The organism is Segetibacter koreensis DSM 18137 (assembly GCF_000374045.1).
GTDB classification, from domain to species: Bacteria; Bacteroidota; Bacteroidia; order Chitinophagales; family Chitinophagaceae; genus Segetibacter; species Segetibacter koreensis.
The window spans coordinates 291,263-310,112 of sequence record NZ_KB893326.1 but is presented as its reverse complement, the minus strand read 5'-3'; the positions used below and the strand labels follow the sequence as shown (position 1 = coordinate 310,112).

Below are 18,850 nucleotides of genomic sequence, written 5' to 3'. Positions count from 1 at the left end.
TATTAAATAAACTCTTACTTTTCCAAAGGGCTTTTTTTACCGGCCAATAGCTTTTCAACCGTAGCTTCTAAACGCCTGTTTTTGGTATCTTTTCTTTTTGCCCCCTCAATCCATTCTACATATTCTTTTTGATTAACCTGTGACAGATTTTGAAAAACTTCCCTCGCTTTTTTGTGAGAGGTAAATATTTTTTCTAATTCTGCCGACGGTACAACAAGGTTTTTATCAAAATCGAATTTTGCAACTTCGATTTTTTGCACTTCCTGTGTTGTTTCCCCTTCTTTCGCCTCTGTCTTTTTAAACTCTAAAGCAGTCCATACATGATCTAACGTAACCTCACAAATACTTTCAAAATTATTCTGAACCAAAACTTCCCAATTGCAATCGCGATTAAGATCACTTGCTATCTTACTTGCAGTTTTAGGATACGCTACCCAAAGTTTTCCTTCTTTGCTCAAACTTGGAATAACATCTTTTAAAATACAATTTAATTGATTGCAATTAATAGCAAAAACAAGTGCAAAATCGATTTTTCTAATTCTTAAAAGCGGAGTAACATTTTTTGAATAAGATAATTTTATAAATTGCTTTTCAATTGAGGAAGGAAGACCCTGAATAAGAAAGTTTTTTTGATTTGTAATCTGTAATTTTTCTAACAAATTGTGTTGCAACATGCCTCAATAAGATTTTTAAGGTAAGCGAATTAAAGCACAAAGGTAGAAAAACTAAGTGTAACTTAAAAAAAAGTCATATAACGTTAACAATATACAACTTAAATTGTGATTCCAGGCACGTTTTCTTCCAATGCCAATATCCATATTTCTCCTTCTAAATACCTTTTACAGTTACCATAATTGCTTGTTTTTACAAAAGACTGCCTACTAATAAAGAAACAGGAATTGATATTTTTCGCCAACATGTAACATTAATAACATAGCTCTTAATCACCTTATATATTGATTACAATCATAATAACTATTAGAGAATTTGAACAATTTTGTTTGTGGATAGAGTCCAGACCCGAGAAAAAAGGTCTTAATTTTTTAAAATAAAGAAACTTTTTGGGAAAATGGAAATCAATACTAGGCAGTGAAAAAGTTTTGCTTATGATGATAAAGTTTGTTAACTGGTAGCAGGGATGGGATTAATAAAACTTAATTATTACTCTTATTTTTAAAATTAAATAAAAAGCAAAAACCTATAAAGTAAAAAGGCCGGCACGAGTTACAACCCGATGTAAGTTGATATGCACAGTAATTGTAGCTTTTATTGATCTTATTCGTTATGTGCATGAAGCCTTTGCTACTTTTAATAAACCTTTTAATTATGCAAAACGCAAATTTACACACCAACTTTATTAAACAATTTCGTAAGCAATATACACTGTGCTTATGTGCACAGGAATACCAGTATAAAAATTTTCATATCAGAAAGTTTAAAGGCGATGGAAACGAAATAATACTTTTTGAAAAGTGGCTGGTAGAAAATTTAAGCCATTCAGAAGCTACCGATAGGGTAATTATGAAACTGGAGAATATTGATAATCCGTGCAGCAGACGGCTGTCAGGCTTTGTGGCTAAACTAGTAAAACAATTTTCTTCCCATGTTTCTGATGAGCCGTTTACGGCTGGTTATTTCAACGAAATCCTGTATTTATTAAAGCCCTTTTCGCTATTCATCAATAATTTTCAGGTAAAAGTGCAGCAAGATGTATTGAATAAGCTAAAGTTGCTATTTTCTAATGAAGTAAAAGAAGAAAACACATCATTTTGTAGTGAAGATATAACAGATATGCAAGCTGAAATGGAACAGTATTTAAACGAGATCCGAAAATATTATGATAAATTTAATATCCTGTTTCAACACGAATTAAATAACAAGAGTTCTTTAGATATTTCTTCAATATTAGAGCAAAGACTGTTAAAACTGTTAATGCTTATGGAGCAGTTAATTCTAAATTCGGAATCTACTAATGACAACCTTGAAGAATGCAAAACGAGGTTAAGCATTATGGAAATTAAGGAAATTTATAATTAAACAAAATGTAGCTATCGGAAAAACAGGAAAATATGACCCGTGCTGGAAATCTGTGATGTAGGGTTTTTAAGAATCGGGAAACAAACCTTTTTGTGATTTGATTGTTTTTTTCTTTGTTTCTTCTTTTAAGTCAGATATAAACAAAGGTTCCTTTAATGACAATCCACAAACAGTATTAAGATTCTGAATCAGATAAGAAGAAAGTTCAGGAGAATAGGTCTCATCGTGCATATGCATAAAAAAGTATAACTCTTCGAGTCCATTATCTAGCCAAATCTTCGCCTGTTGCACCCAGGCGTCTATTCTTGCATAGTCGGTAGGGTCAAGACTATTACCAACAAATCTTACAAAAGCTTTTGGAATGGTTAAATGCATGTGAACACAATCGCGTCTGCCGGCAGTATCTGTAATTACGTACCCGACATTTAATTTTCTCAAAGTGTTTACCAGCTTTTCACTCTCTTCTTTTGTAAACCAGTCGGGATTTCTTACTTCTACAAAAAACTGCAAATCGCGTGGAAGCCTTTCCAAATAATTGAAAAGGCTTTCTTTTCGTTTAGGACTAAATTTATCACTTACCTGCAAAAAAACAGGACCCAAATGTTTTCCAAAGGCTAAAATTCCGTCAAGAAAAGAGTTGGTTTTATCTTCTATGTTTACAAAAGAACTATAGTGACTGATAGTTTGAGGCACTTTGGGGCAAAAAACAAAATCTTTTCCTTCAGCCTTTTCTGCCCATTTTTGAATGGAAGAGGGCGGATAAATTTTATAATGAGTTGCATTAAGCTCAATGCTATTGTAATGCTCTACATAATGATCAAGAAATTTTGCCTCTTTCGTTCCCTCCGGGTAGATTTTTCCAATCCATTCTGTTCGGCCCCATTTTGCACAACCAACATACACTTTGGGCGTATCTACTCTCCTGCCTTTTAAAACGGCGGAGTTTTCTTTAGGATCATCTGGTAAGCATAAATTAATTGTTTTCAATTCTTCCGGAGACACTTTTCCAAAATCCATAAAAAAATTTATTGCAATTTACACAACTATAAGGATTGGAGATAAAACAATGCGTTTCATAGAAACGACCCACCGAAAGACATAAAGTTTGCCCGGGAAAACTAGTGGCGTTAAAAGTATACAGCTCAAGAGCTAAACAATTAGTGTTAGAATTTCCATCTTCTGCTCGATAAAATCAACGAAAATCCGCTAGCGGAAACCGCTTTACACAAATAAAAAATTATCCATCCTTTTTGAGGTATGGATAATTCTGTTCTTGGTTCTTTTTATCAGGCTTTTAAAGGTGCTTTTTCAGAAACCACTCTACCCTTATAATACAATTTACCTTCGCTTACGTGGGCACGGTGACGCACATGCAATTCACCTGTTGTAGTGTCTCTGCTTAAAGTAACTGATTCAGCTTTATAATGTGTTCTTCTTTTAGCGCTGCGTTGTTGGGAATGTCTCCTTTTAGGATTAGGCATATCTTACTTTTTAAAATATCAAAAAAATTTATTGTAAATCTTTAAATTGGTCAAGTCCTTTCCAGATGGATTTTGTTTCTGCTGATTGCGCATCATCTTCCATCTTTTTAAGTTTATCAAGCACCTCTATGTTGCATTGTGGGCCACCCATTTCATCTTCTTTGCACATTCTCTGCATCGGGATGCTTAGGTTGATAAATTCATAAATCCAATCTGCTACATGTAAATGGCTTTCTCCTTTGCTTATATAATAAATGTCCGGGTCTTCTTCCCTTTCATTCATTACATCAGGATCATCTACCATTTTTACAACGATATTAAATTCATCCCACAATTGTAACTTCAAATTGTTCCCGCATCTGTCACAAATCAATTCTACATGCCCATCGACATCGAACTTAAGCAGCATAAAGCCCGTTTTCTTATCTAACTTTAGCTTTACCGTTGCCTGGCAATTTTTAAAATCCTGTTCTTGAAAGGGTTCAAAAAATTTGTCCGTTATCTCGTAGGTAAAAAAATGCTCCCCGGGCTTCAATCCGACAAAAGCAATCTCATATTCTCTCCGGTGGCTCATAGTCATTTTTTTGGGCATGCAAAGGTAGCAATTTTCCTTTGAATAATTAGCAGAATGTTAGAATAATTCATTCGGCACTCGTGCAACTCCTTTTAAACCCGCTGATTTTTTACTCGTCTTTACTATAACTGAAATAGCACAAATTTACAATTTCAAATTTAACTGCTACCCTTAACTTCGTTATTCAAGTATGAAAAAAGGTAATAATTTTAAAATAGTGACAATCAGCGCGGCATTTTGCCTCCTGATTATCATTGTATTTATAAAGGTTGCTACTTTTTATCCTCACTGGATCGAAAAAAACTATAGCAGGGGTGTTTACCCGAATATTTCGTGGCTATACCGTACTACATTTGGGTGGATACCTATTAGTGTAGGTGATATTTTATATTTAACAGCAGGAGTTTTGCTATTGTTAAATGTTGTTAAGCTATTTAAAAAACTGATACATAAGCAGATTGAAAGAGAAGATGTAAGAAAAACGATTCAAAAAGCTTTTTTTTTCTTTTGCATAATTTATATCTATTTCAATCTTTCATGGGGACTAAACTATAATCGCCCGGGAATAGCTTACCAGTTACAATTAAATAGCAAGAAGCATAATGTTGAGGATTTAAAAGTGCTTACAGAAAATTTATTAAAAAAAGTAAATGAGTGCCGGGTGATGTTAGGTAATGGGAGAATTAAATATAAACCTTATCCCAAAATTTTCTCTGAGGCTCAAACGGCTTACCGCCAATCTACCTCTGCCGGTTTTTCCTTTTTAGCCTACGATACAAGATCAGTGAAACGTTCTTTATTTGGGAGAATGGGAAACTACCTTGGGTTTCTTGGATATTATAACCCTTTTACGGGAGAAGCACAGTTAAACTTAACTATGCCCAACTTTCTAATTCCTTACGTTACATGCCACGAGATTGCCCACCAGCTAGGATATGCGAGCGAGAGTGAAGCAAATTTTGTAGGATACCTTGCCGCGACGCAATCAACAGATACGTTATTTCACTATTCTACGTATTTTGATTTATTCAATTATGCCAATGGTGAACTTTATCAAAAAGATTCAGTCGCTGCTAAAGAGAACTACAACAAACTAAGCCCTTTAGTTAAAAGCGATATAAAAGAGTTGAGGGAATATTGGCAAAAAAGCGACAATATAATAGAACCTATCATAAAAGTTTTCTACGACCATTACTTAAAGGCAAACCAACAAAGTAAGGGCGTAAAAAGTTATAATGAGGTAACAGGATGGCTGATCGCTTATTCAAAAAAATACGGGAAAATATAATAACCGCATTTTTAAAACCATGCAGATATTGTCAATTAAAACTTATTTTTCCACATCATGCTTTCAATTGGCTTGTTGGGCTGCCCGCTGTATTTAGCATTTGCTTTGCTGTTATATTTTACCTGTACGTCTCCATCTACCGGAAAGTAAATTAGTTGTCCGATAGGCATTCCCTTGTAAATGCGAACGGGTTGCTTGCACGATATTTCAAGCGTCCAGTTGCCGCAAAAACCTACATCTCCTTTACCCGCAGTTGCATGAATGTCGATGCCCAGACGGCCTGTTGAAGACTTGCCTTCTAAAAAAGGAACATGAGCATGGGTTTCAGTATATTCATCTGTAGCCCCCAGGTAAAAATGGTTGGGAAGCAATACAAATCCTTCCTCAGGTATTTCAAAATATCTTATTGTATTATGCTTTTTTGCATCTAAAATCTCATCAACGTACGTCGCCAGCCATTTACCAAGATGCACATCGTAGCTGTTGCTGCCAAGACTCTCTCTTTCGTAAGGTGCAATTTTAATGGTGCCTTTTTTCATCTCTTCCAAAATCCGTTCGTCAGATAAAATCATTATTGTTTTATTTAAACTGCAAATATTCGTAAAGCAGCTAATATATTTTTTACTAATTACTTATATTTTTTGCAAAAGGGGTAATATTAGGAAAATGTAATTGTAAGAACTATGTTTTTTTCACAATAACAAAACATAGTTATAGATAAAGGAAAGATATCAGATCTGATAAGATTTACAGATATCTTTCCTTCAGAATATTTATATGATGGAGAATATGGCCAAATACCAAAAATGAAAGTGCTTCAACTGAATTGGGTTCCCCATTAGTAGTACCGGTTTGTCGGAGCTGATCTTCTGTAAAACTTTGTAATAAAAGGTCAGTTGAATTTCGTACGGCCTCAAATTCCTGTAATAAATCTTCCCAGGTTCTTGCATCGGCGTTAGCATATTCAGCATAACTGTTTTCATCAAAACCAGCCAATGGAGTTTTATCGTGCCTGGCAATTCTTAGAGCCCGATAAGCAAATATTCTTTCAGCATCTATAATATGCTGCAGCATTTCTTTTATATTCCATTTACCTTCTGCATATCGATAACTAACTTTATTATCCGGAATACTTTTAAAGAAATCGGCTATACCAGCAGAATATTTTTCAACTGCTTCCTGCACTGTGTCAGCGTTTACAAAACCTAAGTAGCCTGTAATAAAAGCAGGGTAAGTGCCAGGAGTAAGATTAGGCATATTATTGTTTTACCGGAATATTTTTAAATGTTGATTTAGGCAGCACTTGTTTTCTGATTTCCTTTTTTTCAGGTTGTAAAGATGCTGCAACTTTCACTGCATTGTAAGCGTTTAACCATCCGCCTGAAGTACAAAGTTCAGTCATTTTCATTCGTTCTTTAGTACCCGGCCTGGTCACTGTGATGGCTGTATCTTGAACAGCAGATTTTTCAATTACATACTTCACCTGGCTGGCAGACAGGTTAGGAAAGTAAGAACGGATAACGGCAGCAACGCCCGCTACAACAGGTGAAGCCATACTCGTTCCGCGCAGAAATCCGTAAGAACTGTGACCAGGTAAAGTGGAATAAATTTTTACGCCAGGAGCAAAAATATCAACGCTGTTTTTGCCGTAGTTACTGAAATCTCCAATATAATCACCGCTAACCTTTGGGTCGCTGCTTGCACCAACGGTAATAAAATTGGTTGCTTTACGGTGTAAAACTTTGAGGTCGGGGTTAGGAAAATTGCCTGTAGTATCATTATTTTCTGCATCATTTCCTGCCGCGTGTACAATTAAAACATCTTTTAGTTCCGCATACCTTACTGCACTGTCCACCCATTTTTTTTCAGGAGAAATTCCTTTCCCAAAACTCATATTAATTACTTTGGCCCCGTTATCAACCGCATACTTTATTGCGAGGGCAATATCCTTATCATATTCATCACCATCCGGAACGGCCCTGATCATCATTATTTTTACATTGTCGGCAACGCCGTCTGCACCTATTCCATTTCCTCTTTGCGCCGCGATAATGCCGCTTACGTGTGTACCATGCATGGGTGAAGGACCCATTATATCATTATTGCCATAAAATCGGTCATTAATGTTATTATAATCGTCTTTTACAATTTCTTCCCTTTGATTTTCTGGAGCCGAGTCCTTTGCTGCAATTGTTTTTTTCTTTTGGTCGATATATTCTTCCAATTGAGAAAAAGTGCTGGTATTAGTTTCTTCGCTTTCTATACCGGTTAGTTTCATGAAGGTGAGATAAGACAGTTTTGCCTTTTGAGCTGAAGAAGATTCAGGTGAAAATTTTTCAACATCGGCTATTGTGAAGGTATCTTTCTTCATAGCTTGTTTCAATGCTTTTTCATGTTTTTTAACTGCTTTGAAGGCCATTTCAAGAAACATTAATTCAACCTCATCCTCGGGTTTAGCGCTAATAATTCCAGCAGCTTGCTTCCACAGTTCATATTGTTCCTTTTCGTTGCCAGACAATTCCGTTTCATTAATTTGCTTATTAGCAAATTTGCTTTTATACCGATGGTAAATTCTCGTAGCCTCTGCGGATTCTGTTTTAATATTGCGCCCATCTTTACCCCCCAAAAAGTTCCAGCCATGCACGTCATCTATATATCCATTACCATCTTCGTCTATACCGTTGCCTGCAATTTCCTTAGGGTTTTTCCATAAGACGCTTGTTAAGTCTTCCTGGGTAGTATCTACACCGCTATCTATAACAGCGACAATAACCTGTTTACTTTTCCTGCCTTTTAAAAACTGGTAAGTTTTATTTATACTTATGCCATGTAAACTGTCTGTTTGCTCATCGCGCAAATGCCAGCCTTTTAAGGAATCCGATTGTCCAAAAACAATGGTATTGACAAACAATAATCCGGTTAGAAGAAACTTTTTCCCGATATGCATTATAATCGAACTGATTTTAATCTACAAAATTGAGAATTGTTTTTATTTCAAAAATCAGCCTGTAAAGTTTTAGGATATAATTAATTAGAACATACTAAATTAATAATGATTTTTGATTTTTAAAACTGCTTTTTTTTGAGTTACGGCAAGCAGATTCAGACAAATAGATGATAACAATGTTTATAGCACCAATTGTATGCAAATGTTTACAAGTCAAACTTTATCCCTTGAGCAAGTGGAAGGTTTGTTGAATAATTTATTGTATTAGTTTGACGACGCATGTAAGTTCTCCAGGCATCGCTACCACTTTCACGCCCTCCGCCAGTCTCTTTTTCTCCGCCAAAGGCCCCTCCTATTTCTGCCCCGCTTGTTCCAATATTTACATTAGCAATGCCGCAATCACTTCCTGCGGACGACAAGAATTGCTCCGCCTCCCTTAGGTTTAATGTCATCATAGCCGATGACAACCCTTGAGGAACACCATTCTGGATGGCAATAGCTTCTTCCAGGTCATGGTATTTTATCAGGTATAATACCGGGGCAAAGGTTTCATGCTGCACTATGTCCATGTCTTTTGTTACTTCAGCTATACATGGTCTTACATAACAGCCGCTTTCAAAACCTTTACCTTTCAAGACTCCCGGCTCAACAATAAAATTACCGCCCTCTTTTTTACATCGTTCTATTGCTGCCAGGTACATACTTACAGCCTCTTTATCAATTAAAGGTCCCACGTGATTGTTTTCATCTAAAGGATCCCCAATTCTTAGCTGATGATACGCTTTTACAAGTTTGTCTTTAAATATATCATATATGCTCTCGTGAATAATTAGTCGGCGTGTACTGGTGCAACGTTGACCTGCTGTGCCAACCGCTCCGAAAACGCAGCCGATTAATGACATATCAAGGTCTGCATCTTTACTTATTATTATAGCATTGTTGCCTCCTAGCTCAAGTAAAGACCGACCTAACCTCGCTCCAACGGCAGCAGCAACGGACTTACCCATTTTTGTAGAACCAGTTGCAGAAACTAATGGAATATTTGTATCGTTTGCCATCCATTCTCCCAATTCACGACCACCCTGTACTAAAGAGCAAACTCCTTCCGGCACATTGTTTTTTTGAAAAACTTCTGCAATTATATTTTGGCAGGCAATGCCGCATAAAGGCGTTTTTTCGCTTGGCTTCCATACACACACATCGCCGCAGACCAGGGCCAGCATTGTATTCCAACTCCAAACAGCAACCGGAAAGTTAAATGCGGTGATAATGCCTACAATGCCTAAAGGGTGCCACTGCTCATACATGCGATGCCCAGGTCTTTCGCTATGCATAGTAAACCCATGCAGCTGCCTGGACAGACCTACGGCGAAATCGCATATGTCTATCATCTCCTGAACCTCTCCATATCCTTCCTGTAGGCTCTTGCCCATTTCATAACTTACCAATTTGCCTAAAGGCTGTTTATATCGCCTCAACGCATCACCCACCTGCCTTACGACCTCACCCCTCTTTGGAGAAGGCCACATTTTCCACAGTTTAAAAGCTTCACCGGCTTTATTGATTACAGTTGTATAGCTTTCCCTGTCAGCGCTGGTAACAACTGCAATTAATTTTCCATCAACAGGAGAATGGGATGCTATCGTTTCTCCTTTACTTTTCAACCATTGCAATCCTGTCGATACCCCAGAGTTGTTTTCTCTGATTTCCAAACTTTTTAAAAAATTATAAGTAGATGTGGAATTATCTTTATAAGCATTAGCTGAGAGGGCTGTATCGCCTGGATTAATTTCTTTTATCATAAATTAAAATAATAGATAATAAAGGTATAACCTCTTCTTATGTAAAAAGCATACATAAACCTGAGAGAATCATTAAAATTGAGAGATAAAAATTATGTTGATTTACTTCTGAAATTACAAAGACTATAGAACTTTTAAAAAGCAAAGTTTTTTTACCGGGAAAAATATCTTCAGCTGTTAATTTCCGTACTGCATCTGTTTGCTTTAAAGATTTTTCTTTTCGGTTTTACCATATTTGTAGACTATTTTAACTTAAATGCTTCCCGTTTATTGAACCTTTGTTCTATTTCCTTTGTTACAAAAAATAATAACATCTAAAATTATTTATTATGAGTTTAACACCAGATTCAAAAAACGAAAATCAAAAAGCTTCTGAAGATAAAGAAGCGAGAGATGCAAAAAGGATTGAAACAAATAAAACCGATCCTCAACTTACAGAATTAAAAGGATTCATTGACCCAAAAGAACCTCTTGAAGAAGAAGGTACAATTAACCCTTTTACAGGTAAACCAAAGGATCCGGAATAACCGTTATAACTGCTGTAGTTACAAAAGCGCCACAGATTTTCAAAAAGAGAATAATAGTACAAAAGTATTTGTAACAGTATTTTTATTAACACAAATAGATGCCGATCCGCGTTGAAACAGAACCTGCATTACTATCACAACTAATGCAGGTTTCAAAAAAAGCGTTCTCGCATAGTCTTTTGTTATGATAGCCTTTTTATATAGATATTTACTTGACAGGCTGTTTCTTCTCCTTACAATTATATTTCTACCAACTTTGGTTTAGTTACAGAAACAGGAGCTTTTACTGCAATAATAGTAATGATAGCAGAAAGAAGTAATGATCCGGCCATAAAAATATAAGAGGCACTAAATCCGCCGGTTGTTCCATTTAAGTAGCCAACAATATAAGAACCAACAAAGGATCCTAATGCGCCGAAACTGTTGATTAGCGCCATTGCTCCGCCGGCTACATTTTGCGGTAAAATTTCAGGAATAATTGCAAAAAAAGGTCCATACGGAGCATACATAGCTCCGCCGGCAATAATGAGTAGCACAAAAGAAATCCAGAAATGATGAGTACCGAGTAAGTATGAACAATAGAAAGCTATTGCACCAATTAACAGAAAAGGCCAGACAAACGCTTTCCTGTTGAGTGTTTTATCAGAAAAATATGAAGCAGTTAACATGCCAATTATAGCCAATACATAAGGAACTGAAGACAACCAGCCTGTACTTACGATATCCATGTCAGGTGCTGCTTTTATGATAGAGGGAAGCCACATTACAAAGCCATAAACCCCAATGCTCCATAATGCATATTGCAGGCTCAGCAAAATAACAATTCTTGATTTAAATGCTTTAGCAAAGTTTTTAACGGGTTTTATACCCGCCTGCTCTTGTTGTAACCGTTGCTCCAATGTTTGCTTTTCATCTTCTGTTAACCATTTTGCATTTTTAGGTTTATCTTCTACAATCCGCCACCAGAAGAATGCCCAGATGATTGCGGGAAAGCCTTCAAAAATAAACATCCATCGCCAGCCGACTGCATTGATCAGGTAGCCAGACAAAACAGACATCCAAAGTATAGTTGCAGGGTTCCCAAGAATTAAAAAAGTATTGGCGCGTGACCGTTCAGCTTTTGTAAACCACCTGCTTAAAAAAATAAGCATAGCAGGCATAACTGCACTTTCCACCACACCCAGTGTAAACCGTATAACTATCAGATAACTTACATTACTGATCAGGCCTGTTGCCGTAGCCATTGCACCCCATAGTATAAGAGACCAAAAAATCAATTTTTTTGCACTTTTATTTGCGGCATAAAGCGCTCCGGGCAATTGAAAGAAGAAATAGCCCAGGAAAAACAGCGAAGCTAATAACGAGGACATGGAAGGCGTAATGTGCAAATCCTCAGCCATGCCGCTTGCTGCGCCAAAACCAAAATTGGCCCGATCGAGGTAGGCAAGACTATAAGTGATAAAAGCTATTGGTATAAGGCGATACCATCTCGACGGAGCAATTGTTTTTTCCATTTGGTCTTACTTTCATTAGATTTTATGATACACTGATTCTACATATGCCAGCCCTTGCAATACTTTGATTGCTGGAACAATAAATGTAATAGAATAAGTAATTAGAAAAAATAAAAAAGTTTATTTGCGCCTTAAAAATGTGTAGGATGAAAGTATATGTAACAAGAGTGATACCTGAAATTGGTATACAAATGATGAAGGATGCAGGATTAACTGTAAGCCAATGGACAGAAAAAAGAAATATGACTCCGGAGGAATTGGTAGCGCGATGTAAAGAAAATGATGCACTCTTGAGCGCAGGTTCTAATGATATAAACGACAAGTTTTTGCACGAATGCGCACATTTAAAAGTTATTTCCTTGTATTCAGTCGGATATGACAGGGTAGACGTTGCGGAGGCAACCCGCCTTAAAATACCTGTTGGAAATACGCCGGATGTATTAAGCGCCGCAACGGCCGATGTCGCTTTCTTGTTGATGCTGGCGGTATCACGGAAAGCATTCTTTCTTCATAAGAAGATTCTCAGTAATGAATGGGGATTTTATGATCCTACCAACAATTTGGGTATAGAATTGCAGGGATGCACGTTAGGCATTTGGGGGTTGGGGAAAATAGGAACAGAAATGGCAAGGCGTTGTGTTGGAGCTTATAAAATGAAGGTGATCTATTGCAACCGGCATAATAACCTCGAAGCTGAAAAGGAGTTAAATGCAGTAAAAGTTTCGTTTGATGAATTACTTCAACAGAGCGATGTGCTTTCTATACATACAGCACTTACAGATGAAACAAAAGGCAAATTTGATAAGAATGTTTACGGTAAAATGAAAAACAATTCGATTTTCATTAATACAGCAAGAGGGGCGATTCATAACGAAGATGATCTCGTAGATGCTTTAAGAAGTGGATCAATATGGGGAGCAGGCTTAGATGTCACTAATCCAGAACCAATGCATCCTGACAATCCATTACTAAATATGCCTAACGTTGCGGTGCTGCCACATATAGGTTCGGCAACCCGGCAGGCAAGAGATGGAATGGCCGTAATAGCTGCTAAAAATGTCATTGCAGGATTACAAGGAAAACCGCTGCCACATTTGGTAAATACCGATGTGTATCAGCAATAGTTTTTATGCAATGCCCGCTTAAGAATCAAATCGAATAAATAAACATTAAACGAGGTCATTAGGAAGTTTGGCTTAACTTATCTTTTTAAGCTAAAAAAGAATATTTTGATGTTTTTATATCAGTTCTTTTATAAACAAAAAGAAGCAAAAAAATGTAAATGATATCGACTACAAAACAACTGCACCCCAAGAATAAAACAAAGTTAGACTTCACCCCGTAGAGGATGGTTGGGGCAAGAGTGCCTATCATTTTAAAGATTGCAATACCTATAGATTGCCCCGCCCTGCTTTTCCTGTTGTTTGCCATTGCTATAAACAATAAAGACATCATCAGGTTCTGAACAAAAGCTGCGTACATTCCTTGAGAATGATCTAACTCTACAGACATCAGATAAACAAACAGATAACCTATAATTAATCCAAATAATGAGTATGGATAAAAAAGGTTTTTACTTATCCGTTGCGGCCATTCTTTTATTCCATACAAAAAATAAGCAATTAAAATAAATACATCAAAAGCCAACCATATCTTGTTAATAATCCCCTGGAGTCCCGGCGAATCTCCCGGTAGTACAAAAGAAAAAATCAGTTCCCAACCAAAATTAAAGGCCAAAGCCCAAAAAGGCATTCCATATGTTTTGTCACGAAATGAACGAATAATGATAAGAATGTAAACAATCGTCCAGCTAATACCACCTATGAGTGTAAGAATAGTATTAAGGGTTTTTCCTATTTCCATCTTATTTTTTTAAAACCTATAAAAAGGGCATCTTCCCAAGCCCGAAGTAACCGTGGCTATTTGTTCCAATATATATATTCATTATTGACTTAAAATTCAATTAACGCATCTTCTGGAATTTTCATTTCCTGCCGAGCCGTTTTAACTAAATAAATATATTCATATAATTACTTTAAAAAAAATATCTGTTGCTCGTGATAAATATGATTTTGTGAAAGCTAATTCTTTAAAGGTAATCCCAAAGCTTTTTGCATTGGTTCGATATTGGGATCGTGACCCCTGAAATCACGAAACATTTTGCCATACTCTTCTGTATTGCCGCGAGACAAAATCATATCACGAAATCGTTGCCCGTTTGTCCTGCTTAAACCACCATGTTCGCTAAACCAGGAATAGGCATCTTCTTCAAGCATCTTTGTCCATAAGTAGGCATAATAGCCCGCGCCGTACCCATTGCCCCAGATATGGAGAAAGTAACTGGAACGGTAACGGGTAGGAACTTCAGGTAAATCAAGGTGTGTCTTTTGAAGTGCGGCTGTTTCAAATTTATCCACATCCTGCAACGAGTCCGCGTTTGTAAGCGTGTGCCATTGCATATCGAGCGCTGCTGCTGCCAATAATTCTGTCAGCTTGTATCCCTGGTTGAATGAAGCAGCTTTTTTTATTTTTTCTACCAGTGCCGCCGGCATCAACTGACCTGTTTTATAATGTACTGCATATTTAGTAAATACCGCCGGGTCGAGTGCCCAATGTTCATTAAACTGAGAGGGAAACTCAACAAAGTCTCTTGCTACGTTGGTTCCTGACAAAGATGGGTACTGCTGCTTGGCAAATAAACCATGCAAGGCATGGCCAAATTCGTGAAACATAGTAGTTACGTCATCAAAACTGATCAAGGCAGGCTGTCCGGGAGCAGGTTCTGTAAAATTACAGACGTTGTAAATTACCGGTTTTGTACCTAATAATTTAGACTGGTTTACCATATTACTCATCCATGCACCACCAGATTTGTTGTCTCTTTTATAATAATCACAATAAAACAGGGCAAATGAAGAATTGTCTTTATCAAACACCTCAAAAACACGCACATCTTTCTGATAGACGGGTATATCATGACGCTCTTTAAAGGTCAGACCGTACAATTGATTTGCGGCATAAAACACCCCATTTTCAAGCACTTTATTCAATTCAAAGTAAGGCTTGATTTCGTTTTCATCGAGGTTATATTTTTCTTTACGTACCTGCTCGGCGTAATAATTCCAATCCCATGGCTGGAGCTTAAATCCACCATTTTGTTTATCAATCAAAGCCTGTATCTCTGCAGCTTCTCCCCTGGCCTTTGCTGTAGCGGAAGGAACCAGTCGAGCAAAGAACTCTTCAACTGCTGCCGGTGTTTTAGCCATTTGATCCTGAAGTTTCCAGGAGGCGTAATTTGGAAATCCTAAAAGCTTTGCTTTTTCAATGCGTATCTGTGCCATCCTCGCAATAGTGCTACGGGTATCATTGGAGTCTTTCTTTTCTGCACGGTTCCATGAAGCCTCGAAAAGTCTTTGACGGGTAGTTCGATTTGACAGCGACTGCAAGGCAGGTTGCTGGGTAGTATTTTGTAAAGGGATGAGCCATTTTCCTGCAAGTTTATTTGTCCTCGCCTTTTGTGCGTAAGCATCAAAATCTGCCTTAGACAGACCTGCCAGTTCCGAGGAGTCGCTTACTACTAATGCGCCAGCCTTTGCAGCAGCAAGCAGTTGATTGGTAAACTTAGCGCTAAGAGAAGCCTCTTCCTCGTTCAACCTTTTCAGATTTGTTTTATCCGCATCTGATAGTTTTGCCCCTGCCAATAAAAATTGCTGATAGGTATACTCTATCAACCGGTTAGATTCATCGTCAGTTTTTAACTTAATGCGATTGTTATAAATCGTTTCTATACGTTTAAACAACTTTGAATTTAAATAAATCGCATCCTGGTTTGCTGCCAGCTTAGGCGCTACCTCTTCTTGTATTTTTTGCAATTCAGGATTTGTATTCGCCCCGGTTAGTACATTGAACACGTTGTTTACCCGTGTTAACAGCTGTCCGCTTTTTTCCATTGCTACAAGCGTGTTTTCAAAAGTAGGCGCGGCAGAGTTATCAGCAATTTTTTCAATTTCTGCAAGTTGCTCTTTTATGCCTTCTTCAAGCGCAGGCTTAAAATCAGTATCTTTTATTTTATCAAAAGGTGGAGCGTGGTAAGGGAGACTGCTTTCGGTAAAAAAAGGATTGGAAGGTGGCAGGCTACCATTAACATTACCTTTGCTGTGTCCGCCATTTTCGAAAGAACCGAATATCATTAACAATACCATTAATGGTATCACAGATAATTGCCTCATTTTGCCTGTTTTAATTTTTGAGGCAGTAAGTTATAATAATCTTCTCAATTAATAATTACAGAAAAACGTTTCAATTTACAAAATGTATTGGCAAATCATTCTGAATGATCGAGCGCCGGAGCGGTGTTATTTGGATGACGCGCTCTCGATAATTACAAGCATTTGTAATTTTTTTTAGTTGAAGCAGAAACATTATCCATTTAAATTCATGCACAGGCGCTGTCCTTACAGGCCTACTCATTACTACTTTAATTGTGAAAAGAATGGCAGGAGTTGCTGTACAATTAATTGATGTACTTTAAAATGTAGTTTTTTGATACAAGTCTCAAAATTATTTGTTTGTTATCCGTTCCATCACCCTTGCAACGATAGCATCGCAATAAACAAGGTTAAACTCGAAAATATCTTCAGGAGTGTACATTTTTTCAACTTCTTTTCTAAGCAGCGCCTTTGCCCTGTTAAGTCTCACCTTGACGTTTGTTTCGGTAATATTTAATGCCTTTGCGGTTTCAAGTACACTCAATCCATTTAATTCCCTTAAAGAAAATACCATCCGGTAGTTAATTGGTATTTCCTGAATAGCATTCTCAATCACACTATTCAGTTCCCTGTTACCAACTTTTTTTTCCGTATCACTATTGCTATTGCTTAAAAACATCGGTATATTTATTTCGTATGAAAAAGTATCTGTTGCAACCTCTTTTCGTGCTATAGCTTTATGCCTCTTTTTATAGCATTCATTCAACATAATCCTTATTAACCAGGTTTTAAAATATTCCTTTTTCTCAAGCTTCGAAAGGTTTTGGTAAGCATTGATAAAAGTATCCTGCATAAGATCTTGAACATCCTCATGGTTAAATCTATATGACCTTCCAATTTTATATAAGTAAGGATTGTACTTTCTTATCAGCACCTCAAACAAAGCAATGTCACCACTAATAACCCTGTGGATTAGTTCGACTTCCGGCAACTGTCGGTATGTTGTCATAATGTCTTTTCGTATTAGTACGTTAAAAGTTTTCATAATTAATATCAAATTCTCTGACTAATAATTTTTTTTACCTTTTTAATACTATTAGAGACCCCGGCAGCCTGGTAGGTTACAAAAATTTAATTATTTATTCTTTGAAAGCTTCTATTACCAGTCCTAAAGAATATTTTTAAATTTTATATACACTGTTTTAACAGTTTCAATAATAAAAGACTGTTAGTGAGGCCAGCAACAGATTTTTAATTTTTTTCCTAAAAAGTTCTAAAAACACAACTAATATCCAAGTTTTCGCAGGTAACAAAAGTCTGAGTTATGCAACTTTTGAAATAGCTAAATCAATATCTGTGATTAAATCATTTATATCTTCAATACCAACTGATAATCGCAATAGATTATCTTTTATTCCAAGACTAAGCCTTTGGTCTGCAGTCAGCCTTTTGTGAGATGTTGCAGCGGAGGCACAAATTAAACTTTCAACTCCTCCGAGGCTTAATGCCGGCTGAATTAATGAAAGATTTTTCATAAAGACAACCAGGTTTTCAGGAGAAACATCTAATTCAAAAGATAACATTCCCCCAAAACCCGCCATTTGTTTCACAGCTATCTCATAACCTTTGTGTGAGGGAAGGCCGGGATAATAGACTTGATTAACAGCATTACGAGCTGACAGGTATTTTGCAAGTTGCAAAGCATTATCATTTTGTTTGTGAATTCTTAAGGCTAAAGTTTTTAAGCTGCGCTCAACCAGGTAACATTGATACGGAGAAAGAGAGCCGCCATACATTTTTGCAGTTGCATAAATCGCATCTTTCTGAGACGGAATACCAGAGGTCAATGCACCGAAGGGAAGATCGTTATGGCCACCAAGATACTTAGTGCCACTATGAACAGCGATATCGATACCGTGTGATAATGGCTGTTGATTGATGGGTGAGGCAAAAGTATTATCTACAATGGTAACGATGCCTTGCTTTTTCGCGAACTCTGCAATTTCTTTCAGAGGAACAATATTCAGCAAGGGGTTTGAGGGAGTTTCTATATAAATAAGCTTTGTATTCTCCCGCACTAAAGACCGGAAACTTTCCAAAGTATTATCTGCAAAGCTGCACGAAATACTTCTTTTAGGAAGTTCCTGTTCCGCAAATTGCCAGGTTCCCCCATATAAATCCCTTGAAAAAATAACATGATCATTCTTCTGTACAAACGATAAAATAGCTGTACTTATAGCTGCCATTCCGGAGCTGAATACTATTCCCCAATCACCGCCTTCAAGCGTGGCAATGATCTGCCCAAGCCTTTTTTGGTTATAAGTTGAGTAAAATCCGGGGTACTGCAGTTCGTCGTTATCAAGGTAATTGTATGCAGCAGAGGGAAAAATTACAGAGGTAACAGAACCTTCTAAACTGTCTTCTTTTCCAAGAGGATGTACGCATAATGTTTCAAACTTTTCCATTCATTCT

The 18,850-nt window shown here is 37.0% G+C and carries 17 protein-coding genes; 4 read left to right on the top strand and 13 right to left on the bottom strand.

The genetic code is table 11. From position 1 onward, the window contains the following. Window positions 1–14 precede the first annotated feature (14 nt). Window positions 15–674, bottom strand: coding sequence for a YdeI/OmpD-associated family protein (locus tag B154_RS28455; RefSeq protein ID WP_018614633.1), 660 nt, complete (start codon window positions 672–674; stop codon window positions 15–17). A 652-nt stretch (window positions 675–1,326) separates the two neighbouring features. Here B154_RS28455 and B154_RS0112690 point away from each other — a divergent pair. Next, on the top strand, window positions 1,327–2,037 hold the full coding sequence (locus tag B154_RS0112690) for a hypothetical protein (RefSeq protein WP_157580685.1): 711 nt from the start codon (window positions 1,327–1,329) through the stop codon (window positions 2,035–2,037). Between the two features lie 66 nt (window positions 2,038–2,103). Here the strand turns inward: B154_RS0112690 and B154_RS0112685 are convergent, their stop codons facing one another. The 3 genes from B154_RS0112685 to B154_RS0112675 all read right to left on the bottom strand — a co-directional run bounded on the left by B154_RS0112685 (window position 2,104) and on the right by B154_RS0112675 (window position 4,092). Then, window positions 2,104–3,054: a DUF72 domain-containing protein gene (locus B154_RS0112685; protein WP_018614631.1), complete on the bottom strand. Its 951-nt coding sequence runs from the start codon at window positions 3,052–3,054 to the stop codon at window positions 2,104–2,106. 269 nt (window positions 3,055–3,323) lie between these two features. Continuing rightward, window positions 3,324–3,518 carry a 50S ribosomal protein L32 gene (gene rpmF / locus B154_RS0112680; RefSeq protein ID WP_018614630.1) on the bottom strand — a complete coding sequence of 65 codons (195 nt, stop codon included), beginning with the start codon at window positions 3,516–3,518 and terminating at the stop codon, window positions 3,324–3,326. 28 nt (window positions 3,519–3,546) lie between these two features. Beyond that, window positions 3,547–4,092, bottom strand: a complete 546-nt coding sequence (locus B154_RS0112675) for a YceD family protein (protein WP_026260159.1) — start codon at window positions 4,090–4,092, stop codon at window positions 3,547–3,549. A 190-nt stretch (window positions 4,093–4,282) separates the two neighbouring features. On the opposite strand from B154_RS0112675, the gene B154_RS0112670 reads away from it, so the two are divergent. Continuing rightward, entirely contained in the window at window positions 4,283–5,380 is a 1,098-nt protein-coding gene (locus tag B154_RS0112670; RefSeq protein ID WP_018614628.1) for a DUF3810 domain-containing protein, read from the top strand. A gap of 35 nt (window positions 5,381–5,415) precedes the next feature. Here the strand turns inward: B154_RS0112670 and dcd are convergent, their stop codons facing one another. The 4 genes from dcd to amaB form a co-directional block, all read right to left on the bottom strand. Continuing rightward, window positions 5,416–5,952 carry a dCTP deaminase gene (dcd, locus tag B154_RS0112665; RefSeq protein WP_018614627.1) on the bottom strand — a complete coding sequence of 179 codons (537 nt, stop codon included), beginning with the start codon at window positions 5,950–5,952 and terminating at the stop codon, window positions 5,416–5,418. A gap of 175 nt (window positions 5,953–6,127) precedes the next feature. Then, complete coding sequence (locus tag B154_RS0112660) at window positions 6,128–6,637, bottom strand: DinB family protein (protein WP_018614626.1); 510 nt, start codon at window positions 6,635–6,637, stop codon at window positions 6,128–6,130. 1 nt (window position 6,638) lies between these two features. Further along, window positions 6,639–8,327: a S8 family peptidase gene (locus B154_RS0112655; RefSeq protein WP_018614625.1), complete on the bottom strand. Its 1,689-nt coding sequence runs from the start codon at window positions 8,325–8,327 to the stop codon at window positions 6,639–6,641. Window positions 8,328–8,533: 206 nt separating this feature from the next. Next, window positions 8,534–10,129 carry an L-piperidine-6-carboxylate dehydrogenase gene (gene amaB / locus B154_RS0112650; protein ID WP_018614624.1) on the bottom strand — a complete coding sequence of 532 codons (1,596 nt, stop codon included), beginning with the start codon at window positions 10,127–10,129 and terminating at the stop codon, window positions 8,534–8,536. 329 nt (window positions 10,130–10,458) lie between these two features. Here amaB and B154_RS0112645 point away from each other — a divergent pair, with 329 nt between their 5' ends. Beyond that, the gene (locus B154_RS0112645; protein WP_018614623.1) at window positions 10,459–10,656 is read left to right on the top strand and encodes a hypothetical protein; all 198 of its coding nucleotides are present in this window, start codon (window positions 10,459–10,461) and stop codon (window positions 10,654–10,656) included. Between the two features lie 239 nt (window positions 10,657–10,895). Here the strand turns inward: B154_RS0112645 and B154_RS0112640 are convergent, their stop codons facing one another. Then, on the bottom strand, window positions 10,896–12,170 hold the full coding sequence (locus tag B154_RS0112640) for an MFS transporter (protein ID WP_018614622.1): 1,275 nt from the start codon (window positions 12,168–12,170) through the stop codon (window positions 10,896–10,898). Window positions 12,171–12,316: 146 nt separating this feature from the next. Here B154_RS0112640 and B154_RS0112635 point away from each other — a divergent pair, with 146 nt between their 5' ends. Next, the gene (locus B154_RS0112635) at window positions 12,317–13,294 is read left to right on the top strand and encodes a 2-hydroxyacid dehydrogenase (protein WP_018614621.1); all 978 of its coding nucleotides are present in this window, start codon (window positions 12,317–12,319) and stop codon (window positions 13,292–13,294) included. Window positions 13,295–13,379: 85 nt separating this feature from the next. Here B154_RS0112635 and B154_RS0112630 read toward each other — a convergent pair whose 3' ends face one another. The 4 genes from B154_RS0112630 to B154_RS0112615 form a co-directional block, all read right to left on the bottom strand. Then, window positions 13,380–14,033 (bottom strand): transmembrane-type terpene cyclase, encoded by a 654-nt coding sequence (locus tag B154_RS0112630; RefSeq protein ID WP_018614620.1) that lies wholly within the window; start codon window positions 14,031–14,033, stop codon window positions 13,380–13,382. Window positions 14,034–14,251: 218 nt separating this feature from the next. Further along, entirely contained in the window at window positions 14,252–16,399 is a 2,148-nt protein-coding gene (gene dcp / locus B154_RS0112625) for a peptidyl-dipeptidase Dcp (protein ID WP_026260156.1), read from the bottom strand. A 331-nt stretch (window positions 16,400–16,730) separates the two neighbouring features. Further along, the gene (locus tag B154_RS0112620) at window positions 16,731–17,387 is read right to left on the bottom strand and encodes a sigma-70 family RNA polymerase sigma factor (protein ID WP_026260155.1); all 657 of its coding nucleotides are present in this window, start codon (window positions 17,385–17,387) and stop codon (window positions 16,731–16,733) included. A 313-nt stretch (window positions 17,388–17,700) separates the two neighbouring features. Further along, window positions 17,701–18,843 (bottom strand): trans-sulfuration enzyme family protein, encoded by a 1,143-nt coding sequence (locus B154_RS0112615; RefSeq protein ID WP_018614617.1) that lies wholly within the window; start codon window positions 18,841–18,843, stop codon window positions 17,701–17,703. Between the last annotated feature and the right edge of the window lie 7 nt (window positions 18,844–18,850).